The organism is Mesorhizobium sangaii (assembly GCF_014207355.1).
GTDB lineage: Bacteria > Pseudomonadota > Alphaproteobacteria > Rhizobiales > Rhizobiaceae > Mesorhizobium > Mesorhizobium sangaii.
The window spans coordinates 1-22274 of record NZ_JACHEF010000010.1; the positions used below are offsets into that span (position 1 = coordinate 1).

General features: G+C 58.6%; 17 protein-coding genes. 11 read left to right on the forward strand and 6 right to left on the reverse strand.

Annotated features, from left to right (window positions below; all coding sequences use genetic code 11):
- Nucleotides 1–253: 253 nt before the first annotated feature.
- The 7 genes from HNQ71_RS31615 to HNQ71_RS31645 all read left to right on the forward strand — a co-directional run bounded on the left by HNQ71_RS31615 (nucleotide 254) and on the right by HNQ71_RS31645 (nucleotide 7912).
- Nucleotides 254–1900, forward strand: coding sequence for an MFS transporter (locus tag HNQ71_RS31615; RefSeq protein ID WP_184877926.1), 1647 nt, complete (start codon nucleotides 254–256; stop codon nucleotides 1898–1900).
- A gap of 819 nt (nucleotides 1901–2719) precedes the next feature.
- Entirely contained in the window at nucleotides 2720–2890 is a 171-nt protein-coding gene (locus tag HNQ71_RS31620) for a hypothetical protein (protein ID WP_184877927.1), read from the forward strand.
- Entirely contained in the window at nucleotides 2887–4014 is a 1128-nt protein-coding gene (locus HNQ71_RS31625) for an ABC-three component system protein (protein WP_246462225.1), read from the forward strand. Before HNQ71_RS31620 ends, HNQ71_RS31625 begins: the two co-directional genes overlap by 4 nt.
- Nucleotides 4002–4505 (forward strand): ABC-three component system middle component 2, encoded by a 504-nt coding sequence (locus HNQ71_RS31630; protein ID WP_008877498.1) that lies wholly within the window; start codon nucleotides 4002–4004, stop codon nucleotides 4503–4505. Before HNQ71_RS31625 ends, HNQ71_RS31630 begins: the two co-directional genes overlap by 13 nt.
- Entirely contained in the window at nucleotides 4502–6403 is a 1902-nt protein-coding gene (locus HNQ71_RS31635; protein ID WP_184877929.1) for an AAA family ATPase, read from the forward strand. Before HNQ71_RS31630 ends, HNQ71_RS31635 begins: the two co-directional genes overlap by 4 nt.
- 667 nt (nucleotides 6404–7070) lie before the next feature.
- Nucleotides 7071–7283 carry a hypothetical protein gene (locus HNQ71_RS35120; RefSeq protein WP_246462226.1) on the forward strand — a complete coding sequence of 71 codons (213 nt, stop codon included), beginning with the start codon at nucleotides 7071–7073 and terminating at the stop codon, nucleotides 7281–7283.
- Nucleotides 7280–7912 (forward strand): hypothetical protein, encoded by a 633-nt coding sequence (locus tag HNQ71_RS31645; RefSeq protein ID WP_184877931.1) that lies wholly within the window; start codon nucleotides 7280–7282, stop codon nucleotides 7910–7912. The genes HNQ71_RS35120 and HNQ71_RS31645 overlap by 4 nt, the downstream gene beginning before the upstream one ends.
- A gap of 168 nt (nucleotides 7913–8080) precedes the next feature.
- Here the strand turns inward: HNQ71_RS31645 and HNQ71_RS31650 are convergent, their stop codons facing one another.
- Genes HNQ71_RS31650 through HNQ71_RS31660 form a run of 3 tightly spaced genes read right to left on the reverse strand, consistent with a single transcriptional unit; the run spans nucleotide 8081 to nucleotide 12230 of the window.
- On the reverse strand, nucleotides 8081–9217 hold the full coding sequence (locus HNQ71_RS31650; RefSeq protein ID WP_184877932.1) for a T6SS phospholipase effector Tle1-like catalytic domain-containing protein: 1137 nt from the start codon (nucleotides 9215–9217) through the stop codon (nucleotides 8081–8083).
- Nucleotides 9214–10500, reverse strand: coding sequence for a ComEC/Rec2 family competence protein (locus tag HNQ71_RS31655; RefSeq protein WP_184877934.1), 1287 nt, complete (start codon nucleotides 10498–10500; stop codon nucleotides 9214–9216). Before HNQ71_RS31655 ends, HNQ71_RS31650 begins: the two co-directional genes overlap by 4 nt.
- Nucleotides 10497–12230: a gluzincin family metallopeptidase gene (locus tag HNQ71_RS31660; protein ID WP_184877936.1), complete on the reverse strand. Its 1734-nt coding sequence runs from the start codon at nucleotides 12228–12230 to the stop codon at nucleotides 10497–10499. The genes HNQ71_RS31655 and HNQ71_RS31660 overlap by 4 nt, the downstream gene beginning before the upstream one ends.
- 549 nt (nucleotides 12231–12779) lie before the next feature.
- On the opposite strand from HNQ71_RS31660, the gene HNQ71_RS31665 reads away from it, so the two are divergent.
- Together HNQ71_RS31665 and HNQ71_RS31670 are read left to right on the forward strand one after the other, a co-directional pair.
- Nucleotides 12780–16076, forward strand: coding sequence for a DEAD/DEAH box helicase (locus HNQ71_RS31665; protein WP_184877937.1), 3297 nt, complete (start codon nucleotides 12780–12782; stop codon nucleotides 16074–16076).
- 25 nt (nucleotides 16077–16101) lie between these two features.
- Nucleotides 16102–17700 (forward strand): LA2681 family HEPN domain-containing protein, encoded by a 1599-nt coding sequence (locus HNQ71_RS31670; RefSeq protein WP_246462227.1) that lies wholly within the window; start codon nucleotides 16102–16104, stop codon nucleotides 17698–17700.
- Nucleotides 17701–17778: 78 nt separating this feature from the next.
- Here the strand turns inward: HNQ71_RS31670 and HNQ71_RS31675 are convergent, their stop codons facing one another.
- A complete protein-coding gene (locus HNQ71_RS31675; protein WP_184877942.1) occupies nucleotides 17779–19062 on the reverse strand; it encodes a hypothetical protein in 1284 nt (427 codons plus the stop codon).
- 573 nt (nucleotides 19063–19635) lie between these two features.
- On the opposite strand from HNQ71_RS31675, the gene HNQ71_RS31680 reads away from it, so the two are divergent.
- The gene (locus HNQ71_RS31680) at nucleotides 19636–20022 is read left to right on the forward strand and encodes a hypothetical protein (protein ID WP_184877944.1); all 387 of its coding nucleotides are present in this window, start codon (nucleotides 19636–19638) and stop codon (nucleotides 20020–20022) included.
- Nucleotides 20019–20543, forward strand: a complete 525-nt coding sequence (locus HNQ71_RS31685) for an RES domain-containing protein (protein WP_184877946.1) — start codon at nucleotides 20019–20021, stop codon at nucleotides 20541–20543. The genes HNQ71_RS31680 and HNQ71_RS31685 overlap by 4 nt, the downstream gene beginning before the upstream one ends.
- A 40-nt stretch (nucleotides 20544–20583) precedes the next feature.
- Here HNQ71_RS31685 and scpB read toward each other — a convergent pair whose 3' ends face one another.
- Both scpB and HNQ71_RS31695 read right to left on the reverse strand, forming a co-directional pair.
- Nucleotides 20584–21300, reverse strand: a complete 717-nt coding sequence (gene scpB, locus HNQ71_RS31690) for an SMC-Scp complex subunit ScpB (RefSeq protein ID WP_184877948.1) — start codon at nucleotides 21298–21300, stop codon at nucleotides 20584–20586.
- Nucleotides 21301–21303: 3 nt separating this feature from the next.
- Nucleotides 21304–22212 carry a DUF1403 family protein gene (locus HNQ71_RS31695; RefSeq protein ID WP_343068301.1) on the reverse strand — a complete coding sequence of 303 codons (909 nt, stop codon included), beginning with the start codon at nucleotides 22210–22212 and terminating at the stop codon, nucleotides 21304–21306.
- Nucleotides 22213–22274 lie beyond the last annotated feature (62 nt).

Consider the following 22274-nt stretch of genomic DNA (forward strand, 5'->3'; position numbering starts at 1 on the left):
CACACTAGGTACGACCGATGTGCTCACACCTTCCTGTCGGCGATCGCCTTCGCTGCAGCCTTCATCTTCTGGATCAATGAGTCCTGACCCTAGCTGACGCCCAACAGGCACTCTCATCGCGCATCAGCACCGTGGATGCGACATCTACTTTGTTGCCAGCGCGATATCGGAACTTGGTTGTGACGCAGGCTGTGCGCAAAGCGCACCGCTGTCAGCAGGTGGACGAAAGAACACTTGGAGAAGGTGAGAAGTCATGCCGCGTCAAGATTCCCCGCCCTTTGCGGCAACCACACTAATCCCTCTTCAGAACCCGGTCTTTCGTTCGATTTGGACAGCCACGCAGATATCCAGCCTTGGCTGGCTCGTACAGAGCGTTGCCATCAGCTGGCTCATGGCCACGATCTCAGCCTCCGATCTAATGGTTGCGCTGGTGCAGGCTGCATCGACACTGCCCGCCTTCTTCTTGTCGATTCTTGCTGGAGCGATTGCAGACAGCTTCAGCCGCCGCGGGGTGATGCTTGCCGGACATTGCCTGATCGCACTGGCATCCACAGCCCTGGCGCTCTCTGTGGGGCTGGGCTTTGTCAGCCCATGGCTGATCCTGGGACTGAGTTTCTTGGCCGGATGCGGCTTTGCCTTGAATGATCCAGCCTGGCACGCTTCCGTCGGCGATATCCTGGAAAAGTGCGAGATACCCGCTGCAGTGACGCTGATGTCGGTGGGGTACAACGTTGTTCGAAGCATAGGACCGGCGCTGGGCGGTGTAATTTTGGCGTTGCTGGGCCCCCTCACGGCATTCGCCTTTGCAGCGCTGAGCGACTTGGTCCCATTGAGCGCTGTCCTGCGCTCCAAATGGCAAGTTCGCTCTTCGCCTCTTCCGCGCGAGCGGATGACGACGGCCATTCATGATGGCATGCGCTTCACGGCGATCTCCTCGGAGATAAGAGTGGCGATTGTGCGGGCAACCCTGTTCGGGCTGTCAAGCATCTCGATCCTTGCTCTGCTCCCCCTCCTCGTTCGCGACCAACTGGCAGGTGGGCCAATTGTTTACGGGGTCCTGTTGGCCGGCTTCGGCACAGGCGCCTTCATCGCCGGCGTTGGCAATGGCTACTTGAGAGGCATCACGTCCCAAAATCGATTGATCACGCTCGCGTCCGTTGCCTGCGCAACGTGTTGCCTTTTACTGGCTATCACATCATCGGTGGCCGTGGCGGCGATCGCGCTTGCAATCGGTGGCGCTGGCTGGGTTGTCACCTGGACCGGAACCGACGTGTGTGTGCAGTTGGCAAGCCCAAGGTGGGTCGTTGGTCGCACTCTGTCGATCTACTACGCTTTGACCTACGGCGGCATGGCAGCCGGCAGCTGGATCTGGGGTACTGTCGCGCAGAACTATTCCCTGACGTGGGCTTTGGAAGGTGCTGCAGGGGCACTGTTGCTGGTTGCAGCTGCGGGAAAGCTATTGCCGATACGGCCGTGGGAAGAATCTGATCAAGGGGCCTTCGACTTCACGCCTCCAGAACTGGCCATCAATCCGAAGCCCAGGAGCGGCCCGATCATGATCAAGGTGGCGTATTCGATCCCCGAGGAGAATATCGCGGAATTTCTGAGCTGCATGCGCGAAAGGCGGCGCGTTCAGAGCCGTGCCGGTGCGCGGGACTGGACACTCCAGCGCGACCTTCAGAAGCCGACTCTTTGGACCGAGACATTCCGCACGCCGACATGGACGGACTATCTTCGTCTAAACCATCGACTAACTGTGACTGACAGGGAGGTAGGCGAGCGTCTTGCCGCTCTGCAGGTTGGTGGTTCTCCTCCTCATCTCGCACTTTCGATCGAGCGGTCGACAAATCCTGCCCCCGGCAGCCAAGTTCAGCCTGTGCCCTTTGTATCGCGCCCGTAAGGCGATCGGTAACTTTTCTGGAGTTGGACACGGGTTGTGAGGCTGGCGAAGCTGAATTGGACGGTACTAAAGGGGTCGCCGATCAGACGCTCTCGAATTTTGGTGCGAGAATAAAATCGAAAACGCACTCAGGTCGGTCAGCCACACTCCTGCCGAACAACCGGGCAAATTACGGCCGCTTCGGCATATTCTGCCAGCGCGAAAGAGGCATGCCTAGTGCGGTCAAATTCAAAGACCGTTGGAAGAAAGCCGGTCGCAAGCCGTGCCTGTGAGGTCATCAGGGGATGCCGAAAGCGGGGGCATACTTGCTGGTCGTCGAGCAACCACGTGATGCTGAGGGACAAGTGTGTTCTGCAGCTGAAAGGAACTGGTGTGGATCTGTCTCGGCATCTAGATTTCGATTTACACCGGGGATGCAGGCTCGCCAGTCTCAACGTCCACTCTATTCCAGACTGCCAATTATGCGACTTTTTCAGCACAAAGAGAGAACATCGATTTTGATAGCTAGGTTTCCACCGTGTGGAAACGCGGCCGTTCCACGAGCTCGGTGAGCCCTTGATTCTTTGAAGATCGAGGAACCCCGCACTAAGCGCCCGATCTTGTGAGATTGCAGCGGGGATGGGCAAGCGATCCAACGACGAGCTGGGGAGTTTTTCCATAGGTAGGCACGGAGGGCATCCACGCGGCGCGGAGGTAATCGTCTGGGTCTTGCCCACCACACAGCCAAAAACTTCGGATCGGCCAGCTTGACATCGTGCTCAACCGAAGGTCGTCCTACTGGAATTCGTGGTCTCGAAGGCCAAGAACTGCAGCCTGTTGATGACCAACTATCACAAGACCTTCGAGAAGGCGACCGTGCCAGGGATCGCCGCGCAAATCCTGATCGCCGCTACACTTGGGTATTACCTGGTTGACCGAGTTAAACGCTTGTTGACAACAACTTGGCGCGAACTCCTTATAGAAACATGGTGGGAGATTCAGAAATCTTGACTGCAAGCCGCGACGCTGATGCGCCGTCGATGGACGGCGCATCAGCGGATTTTGCCGAAATAGCGCCGCCGCTGCCGAGCCCGACGATGCTCTCACCAACGCAGGTGCAGAGCGGGCCGCCAATCGAGCCTCTGGTCCGCATCGTCATCTACGATCCGGCGCAATGGGAGACCTTCGTCGACGAGTGGGTCTCGTCCCTCAAAACCAAGTATCACAAGGTCCTGCGTTATACCGGCGCGAACGATCGCGGCATCGATGTGGCCGGGTTCGAAGACAAGAATTATCTGCAAGGCGTCTGGGACAACTACCAGTGCAAACACTATCGCGACGCCATCACACCCGGCACCGCGTGGCCCGAAATCGGCAAGATGCTCTGGTATTCATTTCGCGGCGAGTTTGCGCCGCCGCGTGCCTACTACTTCGTCGCGCCGCGCGGCACCGGAACGACGCTCACCCAGTACCTGACGAATAGTCCCGCGCTAAAGGCGGCGCTAATCGAGGCGTGGCCGAAAGCTGTCGCCGACAAGATCACCGCAACGCAGCTCATAAAGCTCGAAGGCAAGTTCGCCGAATATGTCGATGCCTTCGACTTCTCGATCTTCCAGCCAGTGTCGCCCCGCGAAATCATCGAGCAACATCGCACCACGCAGTATTTCATCGCACGTTTCGGCGGCGGCCTGCCGCCACGGCCCGTCGTTGGCGCACCGCCGTCCGATCTGGCGGAGCACGAGAGCGTCTATGTGGCGCGCCTGCTGGCAGCCTACGCCGACCACACCAAAACGGAAGTTCCCGGCCTGGCCGCGCTAAAGGCGTGGAAGCCGCTCGAAGATCACTTCAAACGGCAGCGTGAATGCTTTTACCACGCGGAAGCTTTACGCGTTTTTGTTCGGGACAAGGTGGAGCCCGGCACATTCGAGGGCTTGCAGGATGAAATCTATCATGGTGTAGCGGACACTGCGGATGGCGACCATGCTGACGGGTTTGAGCGCGTCAAGGCTGTAACACAGGCAGCGCAGGATGTTTTGCTCGACGCCCATCCGCTGGGTGGGAGCGCACTCGTGAAAGATAAGCGCGGTATCTGCCATCAGCTTGCCAATGAAGACCGTCTAAAATGGACGAAGTAGCGCGCGACCAGTTTTCGCTGACTTTCAACGGTCCCCTTGAGGCAGGCGTTCGCGCGGTCGCGGTTCTGGGCTTTGCATTTCCGCGCGCCTATGACATCCAGCGGCTGACAGCGTTCGACTATCTGCTGGTTCGAACGCATCAACTGGGTGGACCCGACGACCTTCATCCGGCAACGCCGATCCAGACGCCGGCAACGGAAGTCCGGCGCCGTGTGGTTCAGGACGCGCTACACTTGATGATGACCCGCGACCTGGTGGTGCGCGTCGTCGACGAGAACGGAATCTCCTATCGCGCCGGTGAGTCGGCCGCGATGTTCCTCGATTCTTTAGAGACTCCCTACCTGACTGCCCTGAAGAGCCGCGCGGACTGGCTTGTCTATCATCTCGCCGACTATACGGATTCTGCCCTTGATGCATTGATGCGCAAATTTTTCGATACCTGGGTCGTGGAGTTCCAGAACGTCGAACGAAGTCTGGGAGCACGCGCATGACAAAAGGTCTACGTCTGCGGCATCTCAGTTTTCACGGACCGGCGCGCGAACGCGCGACCATAGCCTTCGGTCCAGGCCTCAATGTCGTTCACGGCGCGTCGAACACCGGAAAATCCTTCATTGTCGACGCCATCGATTTCATGCTCGGCGGTAAGGGACCGCTGCGCGATATTCCAGAGCGGGTCGGCTACGACCAGATTCTGCTCGCAATGGAATCGCTGGACGGGCATCAGTTCACACTGGTGCGAAGCACCGAAGGCGGAGCCTTTCGCCTCTTCGAAGGTCTTTATTCCGACACGCTCCCCGAGGGCGAGGGCAAGACGCTCGCCGATATCCATAGTGACCGAAATGAGGAAAACCTCTCGGCCTACCTGCTCGCAAAGCTCGACCTCGCCCATAAACGCGTGAGAAGAAACAAACGCGGCGACACGAACAGCCTGAGCTTTCGCAATCTTGCCCGCCTTGTGATCATCAACGAGGAAGAGATTATCCAGCAGCGCTCGCCGCTCTCCGACGGCAACTATACGGCCGACACGACCAACACTGCCGTCTTCAAGCTTCTGCTCACCGGAGTCGACGACTCCACACTCGCGACCATGCAGCCGCGTACCCCGGAAGAACAAAGCCGCAGCGCCCAGCTCGACCTGCTCGACCAGTTGATTGAAAGCCACCGTCGCCAGGTCAAAGAACTGGCCGGTCCGCCCAATGAGCTGGAAGCCCAGCGCGAGCGGCTTGATGACTCCATGCGATCGCAAAGCGAGCTTCTTGCCGTCACCGAATCCGAGTTCAAGGACGCCGCCGGACGTCGCAGAGATATCGCGCGCCGCGTCGAAGAAGGAAGAGACCGGCTTACCGAAATAACCTCGCTCCTGGACCGCTTCACTTTGCTCGATGCGCACTATCGGTCCGATACGGACAGATTGCGCGGCATTGAAGAAGCGGGCAGCCTTTTTGCCGCCCTTGGTGCCGGCAACTGTCCGTTCTGCGGTTCGGCTCCGGAACATCATCGCAAGTCCGAATGCGATTTCGATGTCGACAAGGCGATCGCCGCCGCTCAGTCAGAGATACGAAAGATCGAACTGCGTCAAAGCGAGTTGACGCAGACGATTGGAACATTGCGCAAGGAAGCCGTGAGCTTCGAGCGCCGCCTTCCGGCTCTCGAGGAACAGCTTGCATCGGTGTCCGGCGAGATCGATCGCGTCGTCGCTCCCAATCTGCGCCAGCTCAGAACAGCCTACAAACAATTGGCCGACAAAGATGGTGAAGTGCGCGAAGCACTTGCGATTCATCGCGGCTTATCGGACCTTGAGCATAGAAAGGCCGCGCTGGAGCGAGAAGGCGATCAGTCCGGCGATGGTGGCAATAGCCTCAGCGATGTCGATCTGCCCAGCAGTACCGCCGACAAATTTGCGACGATCGTTCTATCCATACTGAAAGCCTGGCATTTCCCCGAGATCGACCGCGTTCACTTCGATGCCAAGACGCGCGACCTTGTCATCAACGGCAAAAACCGCACCTCGTTCGGCAAAGGCTTGCGCGCCATCACGCAGGCAGCGTTCACGATCAGCCTTCTCCAGTATTGCAGGCAATCCGACACCCCGCATCCCGGTTTCGTTGTCCTTGACTCTCCCCTGCTTTCATACCGGGAGCCGGAAGGAGACGGAGACGATCTCAGCGGCACCGACCTGAACTCACATTTTTTCGAGTTCCTTGCGAAACTGGAAGACGACAGGCAGGTGCTGGTCATCGAAAACACCGATCCACCAGCCGACATTCAAGCCTCAGAGCAGGCAGTGAAATTCACGAAGATCGAAGGCGTCGGTCGCTATGGGTTCTTCCCGGTCGATTCCGCGCCGCCGGCCCGTAGTCAAGGCTGGTCCTCAGAGCTGCCAGCATAATAGCCAGCGCGGCGATCATGCAGACCACTATAACCTTTGCAAGGTCAGTCCTTCTTGCGTAGTTTGTGATGGGGCTCGCTATGCAGTTCGAAGCAGCTTGGAGATTTGACTCGCCCGGAGAAATTCCGCGCGCCGTGGTGAACGAGTTCAACTCGCTCGTCGGCATCATCACGTCGCAACGTCCTTCGCGAACGTATCCTGGAGCATTTCAATAGCTATTTTTCCAACTCGTATGGAGCAACCGCATATTCGAGCTCGGATGTAAGTTGGGCAGAATCTGAGCTTTACAACAGCATGGTTTCTGCGAGGCAGAACGCACCGTTGTTCATTGATGCGTTCTACGAGGCATGCGAGGCTTGCAGCAACCCTGACATCGCTTTGCCGGACATAGCCCGCCTGAATCGGATACTCGCCGAACACAATGCCGGATCCCCGTTCCGGCGTGATATGAATCGCTCGACGAAAAGGCGCAGAAGATTATCAGCGAGTCCTTCAGGCGGTCGCAACTACTGCTTGCGGAAAACCGACCGGGGCAAGCGGTAGGGGAAATCCTATGGCCGATGGAATTAGTGATGACTGCCTTTCGCGGGCTGCAGGCACGCGAAGCAACCGTCGAAGGAAGATATTTCAACAAAATCGCGAATGAACTCAGGCGCCGCCAGAAGGGATGCTGGAGCAGGTTCTGAGCTCGCTTGGCGCAATTCACGGCTACCTTTCATCGCCAACGGGCGGCGGCGTCCGCCACGGCGCCGAACTCAAATCTAGCATCACCATCGGACCTGCCGATGGCAGGCTCTATTGCAATCTCATCCGCAGCTATATCATTTTCCTCATGTCCGAGCATGAGCGCCTTAGCCGCCGGTCGGGAGACCAGCGTTGAGCCAAACTGCCACCAGCGCCAGCGCTCGGTCCGAGTTTATCGCTCCGGGCAAAACAAAGGATGATTGGACGAAGTTTGCCAAGCAGCTCGGGCCCGGCGGCGACGGTGACATGTGGGCTGAAGCTTTCGACAAATTTCTGCTCGGCAGACTCCGTAGCGGCTATCTCCAGCCCATCGCGATGGTGCGGGATAAAGGTGAATGGGAGGGCGAGGGTTTCACCATCGTTTCGATTCAGTGCCCGCTAATAGAGCTTCTTGCGGCAACCCGCGCCGGCAAGAACTATCGTCACAGGAACGCGCAACCGCCGCACGAATATCAGAAGAGCGGCGAACTCTTTGTTGATTTCCTGCTTACGACGGCACCCTTCGACAAACTATTTTCAAAGGCACAGGCCGAGGATTTCTACACAAATATCCGCTGTGCGCTTTTGCATGAGGCCAGAACGAAGGATGGGTGGATTATCTGGGTGACCGGAGCCATCGCCGTCGATTGCCAAAGGAAGATCGTCTATCGCGACAGCTTCCAAGCCGTTGTCGAAGGCTACATCAACGATTGCGGTATCGCACTGACGGTCGACGTATCGCTAAAAGAGGCCTTCCTCAGAAAGTTCAATGATCTAGCTGCTTGACGGCGTCTTCCGCTGTTGCGGACCGGGCACCTCGCGCAGCTCTATTCGCATCATCAACAGCAAACCGTACAAGGCTCGTAATCAGTCAGCAATCTGTTCGCGCAGACTGGGTTCTATTGTGAGAGTTTCGTCAGAGAACCGGTGTTTCTCGATGTCATTCATAATATTTTAGCCGGTTTCAGCCGGCCAAACTTTGGATGCCATTCTCGATCCCGGCGGGATCTGATAGCAAGGTAGCGTCCAGACGCTGTCGTGGAGGATTGGATCGGGTCCCGGGTCTCTCCGGCCGAAGAGATTGACGCGCCAGCCCTTGTGGTCCGTCGAGGCGTCGTAACGCCGCTTCGGCACGAATTCCGCAACCCACCATTTCCAAGTCATGGAGTCGTGGATTGGAAGGTCGTACTTTTCGGCATCGGCCGCGATTTGTTGAAGCAGGTCGGCTTTGGCCGCGTCTTCTAGCAACAACCCATGCTTTTCCGCTTCCTCGAGCATCCAACCTAGTGCAATGCGTGACAGTCCGCTTTGACCTTCCCTATAACCGCCGCCGACGTCACCATGGGCGCCTGCAAACCATATCTGCCGAACGTCCTTACCCTCAGGCGTTGCGGCAAGGTTGGTGCGAAAAAATGCCCGCCTCTCGTCCAAAGCGACGGCATGACGCAGCACCGCGATATCCGGATTGTAGTGCGTGTATGGCAGAGCCGTGGGTGAACCGATCCATCCAACGGAACTGACCGTGTCCCAAACCCCGACGAAATGCGGCCGACAATCTGGGGTCGCAAGCTCTTGCCTGAAGTCGGCTGCAAGCTTGAAGTAGGCGTCACGGCGGTCTTTGTTTTCGCGTGCTTTACCGATTGCCCAAAACATATCCACCAAATAGGGAACCAGCGCGTCGTTGCCGGGCATCAGAAGGCCATACATCTTGATGAGGGCAACCAGCGCACGCGCAGTGTAGGCGCCGCGGCTGAAGCCGAAGACGAACAGATTATCCCCTGGGCGGAAATGCGTCATGATGAAAATATAGGCGTCGACGATGTCGCTCTTCAGCCCATAGCCGAAGGCAAGCCCGGCGACTTTCGCAAGCTTGGTGCCAAAACCCGTGACAAAGCCGGGTGGGGCCTTGGTGCCGACCCCAGGATGGTAATAGACGAGCTGGCGATCGCGATCCTTGCGGAGAATGCGGCACAGCTTGGCGACATTAGTACGGTCTTCGCTGAACTGGTTGGAGGTTCCGTCGCAGCAGATGACGAGGTTTCGACTGCTGGCCAGCGGACCTGCCGGAGGGAGGGCTGGCATCTCGCTCATGACAGATCCAAGGAGGTTTCGTGGAAGAGCTCGTTCTCATTCAGGCTTTGCGTTGTGAAGAGCGCGCTTTGGCGGTCAAGCGCCTGCACTAGTGTCTGGCGAGGAACCTCGGTGCGCCGTTCTTCGTCCCCATGCTTGTGAGCCATCGTCGACATCAAGGTCTGGAGCCGATCTGGATTGTCTTCGACAGACTTTCGGTCAAAGAGATCCCACAGCGATTTCGGTGTCGCGTTAAGGCTGCCGTGATGGCCGACTTTGTAGAGATCGACCTTTTTGAGTTTCTCCCGCACGGCAGCCTGGCCTAGCGCAAATGACCAATTTTCGATCTGCGCATCGCCCGGAAAAAGAAGGCTCTTCGATCCACAGCGAAACAGTAGGATCAGGCTCGTATTGTTCAACACATTGTCCAGGATGCGTACGAGTCTCAACATCTGGTCGGCGCGTAGGCGCTTCGCTTGACTGATGATCCAACGAGCATCTATCGGGAAACGGCCAGCGGTCCGGTCAACTGTAAAATCGGGAAAGAGTGGAGCAACCCTTTGCACTTTTGTTGGGCCGAGGGAGGACGCAGCATTAGCCATGAGGTGCCAGAATTCGTCCTGGTCACGGCTGCGCTGCTTGGTGATTTTTTCCGACTGCTCGATTGAGGGTGGTCCCAGGATGTCGATCTTGATCCCGGGCAGCAGGTCTTCAAGCGCAGTCTTATCGCCAGCTTTCGCATATTCTCGGGTGGCCGACATCGTCATCAGGTTTTCGACGGCATCGAGATTGGCGAGGTTGTTCTCGCCCATGAAAGAAAGCTCCTGGCGTAGCGAAGGCGACAGATAGCGTACGCGCTTGACCTCGCTGAAGATCGCGCCAGCGACCTGCTGCATGGCGGCCAGCGAGGAAACATGATGAGCGGAGAGCGATACTCCTGGCGGCAACGGACCCTTGGCATCGACGGCTAGTTTCGGATCCTCTGTCCACGGCTGCAAAACCAGTTCCGGTTTCAGGTCCGCGATCGTCTTTCCGGATGATGGTCGCTGCTTCTTCGTCGCAAAGCCGGAAATATGGTCCTTGTGGCGGTGGGTAGCGACGACCGCCAATCTCTGGTCTTTCGTCCGCTCGGCAATGTTATTGGCGATCAGCTCGAGCTGGTTTTTCGGGACGCCATCAGGCAACCCGGTCGAACCGAAATCAATCAGGACATGCCGCTGCTCGTTCGGGTATTCGAACGAGAGCAGGAAGCAGTCGCCAAAACCCACTTGGTAAGAAGTGATGACTACGCGGCTTGGCTTCATCCGGCCCTCTCCTGCACACCGCTTCGCGCGAGATGCAGAGCGGAGAAATTCCCTGCCCTGTCATTCTTCGTATCCATGAGGCCCTGCTTCCAGAGATAAGCGAGCCGGTCCCCTTGTCGCTTCTTGTCGCCTCGATCCTTCAACAGATGATTGGCGATCTGATACTTCAGCTGGCCATATTCGTCGAAGATCAGCGTTCCGCCGCCGAGCAGCCGCAAAGGACGCCAAAATCTTATGCCGTCTGGGACGTCGACGTTGAAATCCTGACGAAGCTCGCCGGCCGTGACTGTCAGGACCTGCACATATTCGGCGATCGTCTCGCGCAAAACGAAACCGTCGGGCGCGATGCGCACGCTCGGGCGCACCGATTGCACCTCGATGTAACCGATGTCGCCGATCTTTAGCGTTCTTCGGTTTTCCCACACGAAGCGGAACACCTCCTCGTTATCCCGTAGCATCGAGTCGAAATGCGTCCGGCTGTAGATCATTTCGTCGTCGCAACGCAGCCAAGTTCCGTCAGCGGCGGCCCGTTTGCTGGGAAAGATGCCGAAATCCTTGAAGTTCGCCAGCAACGCGCCCCGGTAGCCATAGCGGTCGTCGGGGACGACTTCACGGTCGACGGTTAAAAGAGCGGAGAGGTAGTCGGAAAATGAAAGATCGATGGGTGGGCAATAGTCGATGGCACGAATGGCCATGGTCAGAAGATGGTCTGCGGCACGCGCACCTTCCTCTATGACCAGGGACCGATCCTTTTGCCCGTCGACGATCGTACCGATGCGGCTCAGGCGACTGATCCAGATGTCGAGGAATGAGCGCAACATGGCTGCAACGAGCAGCTCCCCGCGTTTGTGAACCTCCTGATATTCTGGATCATCCATGTAATTCTTGCCGGGCGGCAGCTTGATCGAATGGCGCAGCGCGCAACCTCGGACGCCACTCATTTCTTGTCCCATTTCGTCTGCCAGGCGGAAGAGGACCGAATTGGCGAGCGTGTCCCTTTCGAGCAGCGCTTGGTCGATCAATGCTCCGCCGGCCATTCCATCGAGTGCAGCGCCGACGACATCAGGAAGCGCAAAAATGGAAAGCAGCGCGACGACGTCTGCAAGACCCTCATGAAAGGCGCCTTGATCCGGCGACGACGGTTCGAGATACCGCGAGCGCAGTCCATCTAGGATCGCGTGCGTCGTTTCGTGAGCGATGACATCGTGTGACAGACAGGAAAATACTGTGTGCGTGTTGTCCTGTTTGTCGGGAAAGCTTTCGAAATATCCGAAAAACAACGATCGATCATCGCGCGAGTAAAAAGCGTTTGGCTCGGCGAATGCGTGTGGCAAGATGTTGAGTTGATGGCCCTCGCATCCCCATTGCACCCGCCGGCCAAGGGCAAACTCGAAGCGAGCCAGAATACGCATAGCAATTGCATAGACGTTTTGAGCGTGAAACCGCGGATCAGAAAGAAGCGTTTCGTCCGGCGCTTCCTGAAAAGGGTCAGTGTACTCCCCTTCGAGCCCCGATGATAAGCTCGCCGGCTGATACAGGGCATTAGCCGTCGGATCATAGTCTACGACGACAACCCTGTAGCCGCGTGGACCCGGCAACAGTTCTTCGGCGGGAACATCAATCGATGCTCTAACAATCCGATCGTCAACTTTGACAGATGGATCCTGGGCAATGATTGACAGCTGCCGGCTACTACGAAGGCTATGTCGCGTCCCCTTCACATTGCGCATGCGCACCCCCCTTCCGCAAGACAAGATGGCGATAAACTTCTAAGAAAAGCAACTATCGGACTGCACATTGATCGCGATAAACTCCTCCCACTCGGAAAGCCTTGGAGGACACCGAGACGCTCCTTGCAGCCACTGTCGGTGATCCGACCGGCAACTTCGCAATCGACCGCAATTACCTTATTGCCGCATTGCCGCGTCGACCCAGCCGAATGGTTTCGACGGCACGGCATAGATCCTCTCCCGGGGCGCCGGAGCTGACTGCGGTTTTGGTACCGATGAGCGAACAGCGGGCGCCCAATTTCTGCAGCGGCGAGACAGCCCAGCAAAGGTGTGACCCTCGTGCCAATAGAGTTGTCTAGCAGGCGAATTCCATGATTTACTACCGCAGCCTGAAGTCGACTGCATATCCGAATGCAAAACACATATTTCTGTTCATAACCCTCAAAAGGGACCAAATTCATCCGTGCTGATTCGCCTTTTCAGCCTTCGTCATTATTAGATGCAGACTGCATATGGAAAGTACCGCTCAACTCTCTAAGACACTGCGACATGAGCCTATTCCCTACTTGGCGTGGCACCCTCAATTTCCCAGCACTGCCAGATCGCGGCCTGAAGGTTGGCGGCAATCGTATCGTTCAGCGCGTCTTTGGCGGCGCTTCCACGAAGGCACAAATCTCACCGTCACAGATCAAGGGGCACGATCTCATCACTACGGAGCTCCGTCCTCCGTACCGCGAGATTCTCTTTCGCCGAAAGGGGGCGCGCCGGGTATCCACGACGCTGCCAGTGGTCGTGGCACCAAGCGTCGACGACCCCGACAACCTTCCTGAGACCTTTGAGATCCAATGGGATTCCCAAGGCGAATTGGCGACATACGCCGACACGCCGGAAAAGGTCCTGCAGTCATGGATCAACAGATTCGATTTTCGGACCGAGGACGAGGAGCACGACCTCCCGGGCCTGCGCACTCCGCAGATCGGCGCGCTGCACGCGATCTCCGCCCACTTTGCAGTCGGCTCCAGTTTTGAACCAGCCTCCATCGTCCTTCCGACCGGCACCGGCAAAACAGAAACCATGCTGGCAACGCTCGTCTACCGACGGCTTGGACACACACTCGTCCTCGTTCCCAGCGATACACTGCGAAGCCAAATCGCCGGCAAGTTCATTAGCCTTGGCATCCTGCCCATGGCCCAGGTCATCACGCACGACCTCGCCAAGCCTCGTGTCGCAATCATCACCACTGGCATAAGGTCGGCGGATGAACTGGATTCGATCATCCAGAACGCAAATGTCATCGTTGCCCTTCCGAACGTCCTCGAGGCCTCGGACGCCGCGGTAGTCCGCCGTCTTGCAGACGCATGCTCCGACCTTATCGTCGATGAGGCCCACCACATCACTGCCAGGACGTGGCAGGGTGTTCGGGAGCACTTCGCTGCGAAGCGTATTCTCCAATTCACCGCGACGCCGTTCCGGCGCGACGGCAAGCGCGTCGATGGCAAAATCATCTTTAACTACAAGCTCGGTGATGCCCAGGCCGCCGGCTACTACCGCCCTATAAACCTCAAAACGATCGAAGAATACGGGGACGAGCAAGCCCGCGATGTCGCAATTGCCAATGAAGCCATTGCGACACTCCGCCATGACCGGGACGACCTGAAGCTCGATCACCTGCTGATGGCGCGGACGTCGTCAAAGGACCGGGCCGAAGCGGTGGGCCGCATCTACCAGCGCCTCGCTCCGGACCTCAAACCGGTCGTCGTATACTCTGGTCCCGGGCGCAGCTTGATCAATCGCGAGGCTATGGCCCAGCTCTTCGATCGAGGAGCCGATGGAGCCCGGATCGTCATCTGCGTTGACATGCTGGGCGAAGGATTCGACCTGCCATACCTCAAGGTCGCGGCCCTTCACGACACGCATAAGTCGCTTGCCGTAACACTGCAGTTCATCGGCCGCTTCACCCGCAAAGGTCCCGCCGACAAAATCGGCGAGGCCACGGTCGTGACCAATGTTGCCGACCCTAATGCAGAAGTAAAACTCGCCGACCTCTACGCAGAAGGAGCCGACTGGGATCTGCTCATCAAGCGCTTGAGCGAGGAGAGAATTTCGCAGGAGCTGCGGCTGCAGGACGTGGTGCTTGCCCTCAAGGAGTCTGGCGATCTCCATGCCAACCTTTCGCTTTGGAACCTCCGGCCGTCACTTTCAGCACAGCTCTTCCGGACGAGATGCGAGGATTGGAACCCCTTGGCCTTCGAGTCCGTGCTTCAGAAAGACTCAGAGAGTTGGTACGCGCTCAGTGAACAGGACAACGTTCTGGTCGCTGTGGTGTGCCGTAATAGCGATGTGGCCTGGGGCAACTACCAGAATGTGTACGACACGATCTACGACCTCTTGATTCTCAGGTGGGACAAGGTTGCTGGAGCGCTTTGCCTCTTTGCGAGCGACTACGACGCGTTACGGTCCGAGAAGCTCGCCAAGGCGGTCACGAATGACGAGACAATGCTGGTCTCGGGCACGCCCATCTTCAACATTCTCAACAATGTCGAGCTGCCACTTGTGAAGAGCCTTGGTTCGTCGCGTATCGGTGCGATCAGCTTCACCTCGTATTTCGGGCCTAACGTCACCGAAGGACTCGCCAGCATCGAAAAGGCCGAGTCCTCGCTCAACAACCTTGCCTGCCTTGGATACGAGAACGGAGAGCGCGTCCTCTGGGGAGGAACCCAGCGCCGCGGCAAGGTCTGGCAGCAAAAATCCGGGACGATATCGGACTGGATAGAGTGGACCGCCGCGACGTGGGCGAAGGTCTCGTCCGAAGTTGAGAGCGAGAGCAACATTGTCCGCGACTTCCTTCGTCCGGAGAAACTGGCGAAGCCGCATTCCGCATGGCCGATATCGGCCCAATGGGGCGAACAGGCGCAAATGCGCTTCAACGACCGGCAGTTCGTCATCTTTGGTTCGTCAGAAGTCCCAGTTTTCGCCGTCGATCTGAATCTCGGTGATGTAGGACCGAACGGCGAAATCGTTTTCCGTATCGAAAGCGACAGCGCGACATCCCAATACGCCCTCGTCATCAACGAGGAGATTCCAGGTGGCTACCGCCACGACCATATCTCCGGCCCCTCGCTCCGATTCCGTCACGGGACGCTGCCGGCGGTCCCGCTGGAGGAGTACCTCCAGAAGGATCCTTTCATCGTTCGCTATGCAGACGGGACTTACTCGTACAACTGCTACCACATTCCAGTGAGGCTGGACGCTGGTCTCTTTCAGCGCGACAAGCTGGAGGCGTGGAACTGGGATGGCATCGAGCTGAACAAGGAGTCGATGCACAAGACAGGCGACCAGAAGACTATTCAGTTCCGGACGTTCGAGCAGCTCAAGGGCGAGTTCGACGTCATCTTCAACGATGACGGTCACGGCGAGGCAGCTGACCTCGTGTGCTTGAAAGACGTAGACGAGAACACAATCCGGTTGTGCCTCGTCCACTGCAAGGGCGCTCATGAGGCGCGGGTGTCGCAGGATATCCGCAACTTTTACATCGTCTGCGGCCAGGCGCAGAAGAGCATCATCGCGAAGCATGCCGGGCTTCCGACACTCTATCACGACCTGAAAAGGCGGCAGGAAACCTGGGTTCGCGAAGGCTATAGTCGCTTCCTGAAGGGCGAGATGAAAGACCTTTCCTATTTCAAGGAAAAGTCGCGCCGCGCGAGACTTGAATTCGAGATGATTCTTGTCCAGCCAGGAGGTTCGGTTGCCTCCATCACCGATGACGTTCTGCGGCTGCTGGCAACGACCGAACTCTATCTGCTCAAGACCACCCAGGCGAAGTTCCGCGTCGTGCTCTCGCCCTAAGGGCGAGTCACCTATCGATCAAATGATGAAGGCGATGACCACGGAGCCTAGCTTCGAACAGCTGAACAAGCGCTGCGAGCGCAGCATCGCGAAGATGAGCGACGCTCAAGCGATCGTCCACATTGGAGAGTTGATCGACGACGCGTTGGACGCGTCTTTCGAGCGTGGCGCTAAGCGCGCGCTCTATCTGCTCGGCGACTTGTCCAATCGCGAACTCACTAACACTGATAGGGCACTGATCGAGTATTTCAGAGCCAATGCTTGGGCGGCGCTATCGCACATAGCGAACGTTCGACGATCCTGGTCGTGGGAGGCGCCGGAGCGGCAGGCGGAATTGCTTGCGTTGTCGCGAGCCTCAAACCATCCTGGCTTCGCGGGCCTCGACAAGGTCCGGCGGTGCCAAATTCTCACCAACCACGCGAACCTCCTCCACGAGGTCGGCCGCTCGATCGATGCGATCGCCATCTGGGATGCCGCTCTGAAGATCATCCCAAGCTTCGCAATGGCGATCGGCAATCGCGGCTCTGGACTCAAAAGCTATGCCGGCATGGTGGTCGATAGCCGCGAGCGCGCGATCCTGGCTCTGCACGCATTCGACGGCCTTCGTTCGACGGCGGTCGAGGGTGCAGTTTATGATTCAGCCGATCCACAACCCGCAATCGCCCATTTCGCCAATCTAGCGACGGAACTCGCTGCGGCTGTCAATATCGACGCGGTCCGGGCGATGCAGGACTTAGATCGTGGCGATGAAGGCCGGTCGAAGACCGAACGTGCCTATCGTCGCTGGTGCCTTAAGCACCGCCTCTTCCTGTGCCCCTTGAACGATATTGGACCGCATTTGGCCGCAGCGACCGACGACCTGATGCTGCCGGCCCTAACCGAAAAATTCGGCGAACGCCCCGACGGCCATCTACCTCCTCCGATCGTCGGCTTCTTCAGTCAGATGAAGCAGGAATATGCGTCCGCGCGCTTTATGCTATTCGAGGGGATGAGCAGCACGAGAGTCCATTTCTCTGACCGCGGCGTCGCGCTCACCGACACGCTTGACTATCCCCTATATTCATTGGCCAGTGAGCGGGTCCGCACGGCCTTCCGCACCGCCTATTCGCTACTCGACAAGATCGCCTTTCTCGTTGATCGCTACTGGGGTCTAGGCAAGGTGCCGGACAGGATCAGCTTCAAGAACGTGTGGATGGTCGAGAACAAGGCGCGCTTGCTGCCACAGTTCGAGAAGCTGGACAATCTGCCACTGCGCGGCCTCTTTTGGTTGTCGAAAGAGCTGTTTGACGATCAACTCAAGCAGACCACAGCGGCCGATGCCCGGGAGCTGCACGGCATCCGCAATGCGCTGGAGCACACCTATCTGCGGGTGAGCGAGGGGTGGGCCAAGCCATTTGTGATCAACGGGACGAGCAACAATGGCTTCGGCATCGCCATCGGAAGTGACGAACTCGAAGCCAAGGCGGTCCGCGTCATGCAGATGGCGCGATCCGCACTATTCTACATATCCTTCGCGATCGGCGTCGAAGAGCGGAAGAAGCAACTTGCGAAGCCCGGCCGGCTGGCTGGCTCGATGCCGCTCTATGGTCTCGACCACAGGCGGAAGCGGCGCGATTCATTCTAAGTCGGATTGAATAGTCGCTTAGAACGGCAGCTTTCGGTCGCCAGCACCAGACAGTCAGCTTTCGCGTTCACGAAAGAACTAAGCGGATTGGAGCGGTTCGGCGCCCAGTACTGAGGTCTCTGTCCCCTCGGGCACAAGAAGTTGGGTAAACGACCCCAATGGGAAATTGGATGGTATCTGTGAGCGAAGCGTCCCATCCTCCTCAAGCCAATGATGGGCGACGCCCGGTAGCAGCCGTGGGTCAAGAGGTTTCAGCGCGCGCGGGTTGTGAAAGATCGAGATGCCCTCTGCCCAACTTTCCCGGTACCTAGGGTCACGTATGTTTTGGCTCAGTAGCAGCGGCTCTGCTGCATTGGAGTCTGGGTTCATCCACATCCCCATGCGCACGATTTGCACCAGGTCGGAACCGAATCCAGCCAGCGCGCCCATTCGAGCGAACTTGGAAATGGTGCCGCTGTTGGAGAAGAGGACGGCTGAGACCTGTTCGGCATCCGGCAACCTGAAGAACCCCGACTCCACCTTCTTCTCGCCCCACACATGCCATTCCAGGGGTTGCGGGGTTACTACAAGTTTTCCGTTAGCGTCGTGGGCCCATTCATAGTCGTAACCGTAGAGGTAGCGCTGGAGCGCACTGCTGGTCCTGGTCATCGAAGCCGGAGACGAAAAGTCCTGAATCGCGAAGAGCAACGGTCGGTCTGCCACGTGCTCCTTCTCCCAGTACTTCTTCTTGAGCTTGCCGGTCAGCGGGCCAGCGAACTTGATCGGCATGTAGTCCTTCAGATGGGCGATCTGCTGCTCAGCTGTTTCCAGCGGCGGCTCGGGAACGACATTGCCTTGCTTGTCGCGAGTGGGATTGGCAGTCACTGCCTCTACGTTGAATTCGCCGAACGGACTCGCACAGCAGAAGTCGGGAACGGCATGGATGCGCCCAATCTCGTAGCTGAGCTCTGTGAACGCGGCGAACAGGTACAATTCCCAGATGCGTGCGTCGAACCCGGTCGTCTGGAATTGCTCGATGAAGTTGCCATCCGCGTCTTCGTACCAGCGCATCATTGGTTCGATGATGCCTCGGGCAGAGGAGTAGCCCAGCGCATCACTCAAGGAAACGAAGGCCGGGTTGAGGGAATGGACTTGCACGACGGGCGTGAAGAAATCCACGGGAGCGCCCCTCTCGTCAGCCTGGAAATACTCTTCGTCGGGTAAATGGGCTTGGCGCTCCATTTCGCGCCTCAAGTCGACGCGGCACCGATGAATGCTGTGGTGCCAGCCCGGAGTAGCCGATATCCAACGAAATCGACCACGCCGGTCTCGGCCGAACACCAAGCCGCCGAAATCGCCGTCGGCTTTGTCGCGAACGATCATCCCCAAGACGCGCTCGTCACTATGCTCATACCAAGCAACCTCATCGCCGATGAGGCGAGCCCTGGGGGCGCGGGCGTAGGAGGCCAGAGCATCGAATCGAAGGAGTGTTAGCGGCTTCATCTCAAAAGGGCGGGCAGATGTTGGAGTGATAGACTGGTCTTCTTCTGCAGGCGTAGTCGAGCATCATAGATGCCTGAACGCAACGCTGTGGCCTCACGCCGGTGGCACCAGCGAGAATCCTGATCCCGCGGGACAAGCGCGCCGGGTCACCCACGGCTTCACTGAAATCCTGAATGGCTAGGACTACGTCGCGACTCGAGGGAAGGTGCGCTGATACGCCGATCGACTTCTGCGGGCGAATTACCCTCGACTTAAGAGTTCCCTGATGTCGGCATCTGGCACGCGGCGAATCTGATCTCAACGTCCGACATGCGGCGCATTGCTGCCGCCAGCCGGCAACCGCTAAGAGGATGAGGAAGGACAAACAGGTCGCTGGGAGGCGCCAGGCCACTGTTCACTTGCTATGCGTTGGAATGTGCATATATTGTGCGCATGAGAGGTCGGAGATTTGTCATGGCCCACGCACAGCTCGCACATTCCACCGCGGTCTCAGGCTTTGTCGATAGCCTTCAGGAGCCGCGCACACCTTATATCTCGCCGAAGCGCCTGTCGCAGGCACTGGGCGTGAAGGTCGCCAATTTGGCACAGTTGACCGGGGTTCATCGCAACACGCTGCGCAACCCGTCATCGGAGCGCCTGCAGGGCCGGATGCGCGAGATGGTGAAGGTGATCTCGGCCGCGACGGAACTCACCGGCGACGTCGACAAGGCGATCTACTGGTACCGCAATGAACCAATCGCCGACTATGGCCATAGCACGGCTGCCGAACTCGTCGCAGACGGCCAGGTCGAAGCAGTCCTGGCCTTCATCCGGGATCTGGAGAACGGGGCGCGCGGGTGAAAGTCACCCGCGTCGGGCCGGACGAGATATTCCATCGCTATCTGACGCCCAAATGGGCCTTCCTACCCACCAGTGGTGCAGGCGCGGCGATCGACGGCGGCCGTTTCAACCGGTCCGGCGTCGAAGCGCTTTATCTTTCCCGTTCGACCCAGACGGCTCTTGACGAATACAAGCAGGGCGCCAGCATCGTCCCGCCGGCAACGCTTGCCGCCTACAAGATCACACTTGCCGAGGTGGTCGACCTTTCGCAGGGATTCGACCCGGACATCTGGGAGGGCGCTTGGCAGGAATGGGATTGTGCCTGGCGCCATATCGCTCGCATCGACAAGAAAATCCCGCCATCGTGGAAGCTCGCGGACCTGATCATCACGGCCGGGCTTCGCGGCATCCTGTTTCCCTCGCTGCGTCATGCCGGCGGCACCAATCTGGTAATCTTTCCGGCCAATCTTGTCGACGGCGACCATGTCGCGGTTCACGATCCGGATCACCGGCTGCCGCAGGACCAGTCGTCCTGGTCCTGAGTCATCGACTGTCCCTATGATCGCAACGCGACGACGCCGCTCACGGCACCTGGTCCCCACCGAGATCGTCCTCGCCCTCCCCGTTAGCCAAACCGACTGGAATATCGCCGGCCAGCAGCTTTTCCTTCGACAGCAGCCCTGCGTCCTCGAGCGCCTCGAAATCCGGCAGGTCGCGCAGCGTGTCGAGGCCGAAGTGGGACATGAACGTCCTGGTCGTTACATAAGTATAGGGGGCACCTTGAGTGGGACTGCGGGGGCCCGACGCGATGAAGTCTTGCGAGCGCAGCGCACCGATCAGATCGCGGCTGACTTCCTTGCCGAAGAAAGACGACAACTCGGCACGGGTAACCGGCTGGAAATAGGCGATACACATCAGCACCAGGCCCTCCGATTGCGATAGGGGCCTTTTTCCCCCACCGTCGGGACCCTGGCCGGTTGCGGTGCGGATGGCGTCGGCAAAACTCTTCCGGGTGCGGTGCTGCCAGCCGCCGGCGACGGAGACCAATTTGTAGGGACGTCCACGCAATTCGTCGCGGATGTCATCGATGATGAGATCTATGTTGCAGCTCTTTCCGACGACACGGGACAAAGTCTCGCGCGTCACCGGTTCGCTCGCGGCGAAGATGACGGCTTCAACCCGGCCCATCCATTCACGCCAGCGCAGCTCCGCCGGCAGATGCTCGAGATCGGTGTCGAGCAGACGGTCGTCTGAACGCCGCTGGGTATTTTCTGTCCTCCGGGCGGTCTGGTCAGCCATCGCTTAGAGGCCATACAGCCGGAATGTCGGCCGTCCGGACAGTTCGCGCACGGCGTCGAACGTCTGCAAGCGCTCGAACAGGCGGCGCGACGCAAATCGCGACAGATTTCCGGTTGCGAACGACCCGGAAACCGCATCTTCGTCGAGCAGTTTCTGGACAGCCTCGCCCGCTCCCTTGGTGCGCAGTTTTGGCGTCACCGCCACCAGTCGATCGGCGCGCCGACCGAGCTCTGCCCCCAGCTGGCAGGCCTCGGCGGCACCATGAGCCAACGCCAGGCACACCGCCCGTTCAAACCCGTCCCCGCCCGGCCGGAGTCTTGTTCCGCTCCCGCGCCCGCCCTCGGCGCGGAAGGCCGGTGTGAAAACCTGTGCCATCAGAAGCGGCACCGGCCTTTGCCAGCGCAGCTTTTGTGCCAGCACAAGATCGGCCAGCCACCAGCCAAGCGGCTCGGCGTCGGGACGCGCGGCATGGACGTGAGAAACAATCGCCGCGGCGGCATGCGGCGCCGGCGTGCCCGATCGCGCCAAGAGGCCATCCATTTCCTCACGAATGCCAGCAAAGGCGTCGCTCCAGCGCAGACCGAGCCTGTCAACGATGTCGGCGAGCGTATCAGCGTCTAGGCCGGAGGCCTTCGATGCCAGACGCCGCCAGGCAAGGAGAATACCGCCGGCGGGGCCGAGTGCGGACGGATCGGTTCCAAGTGCTCGCAGGGTCCAGACGTCGCGCAGCGCAGCCTCGTCCTCTGTGCGACCGGCAAGGCGCACCGCGGCGGCAGCACTTTTGAGCGCCAGGCGCTGCCGCCATGCTCCAGCCCATAGTGGATCGGAACGCAACAGCATATCCAGCGCATTCAGCGCCGCCCCCGCCATGAATGCAGCCTCGGCTTCGCCCGCAACCTGTCCACGCGGGATCGCTCAGCCAGGTACGATCAGCGGAGTGGAGGCGACAAGAGGGGATCCAGCAGCACGAATCA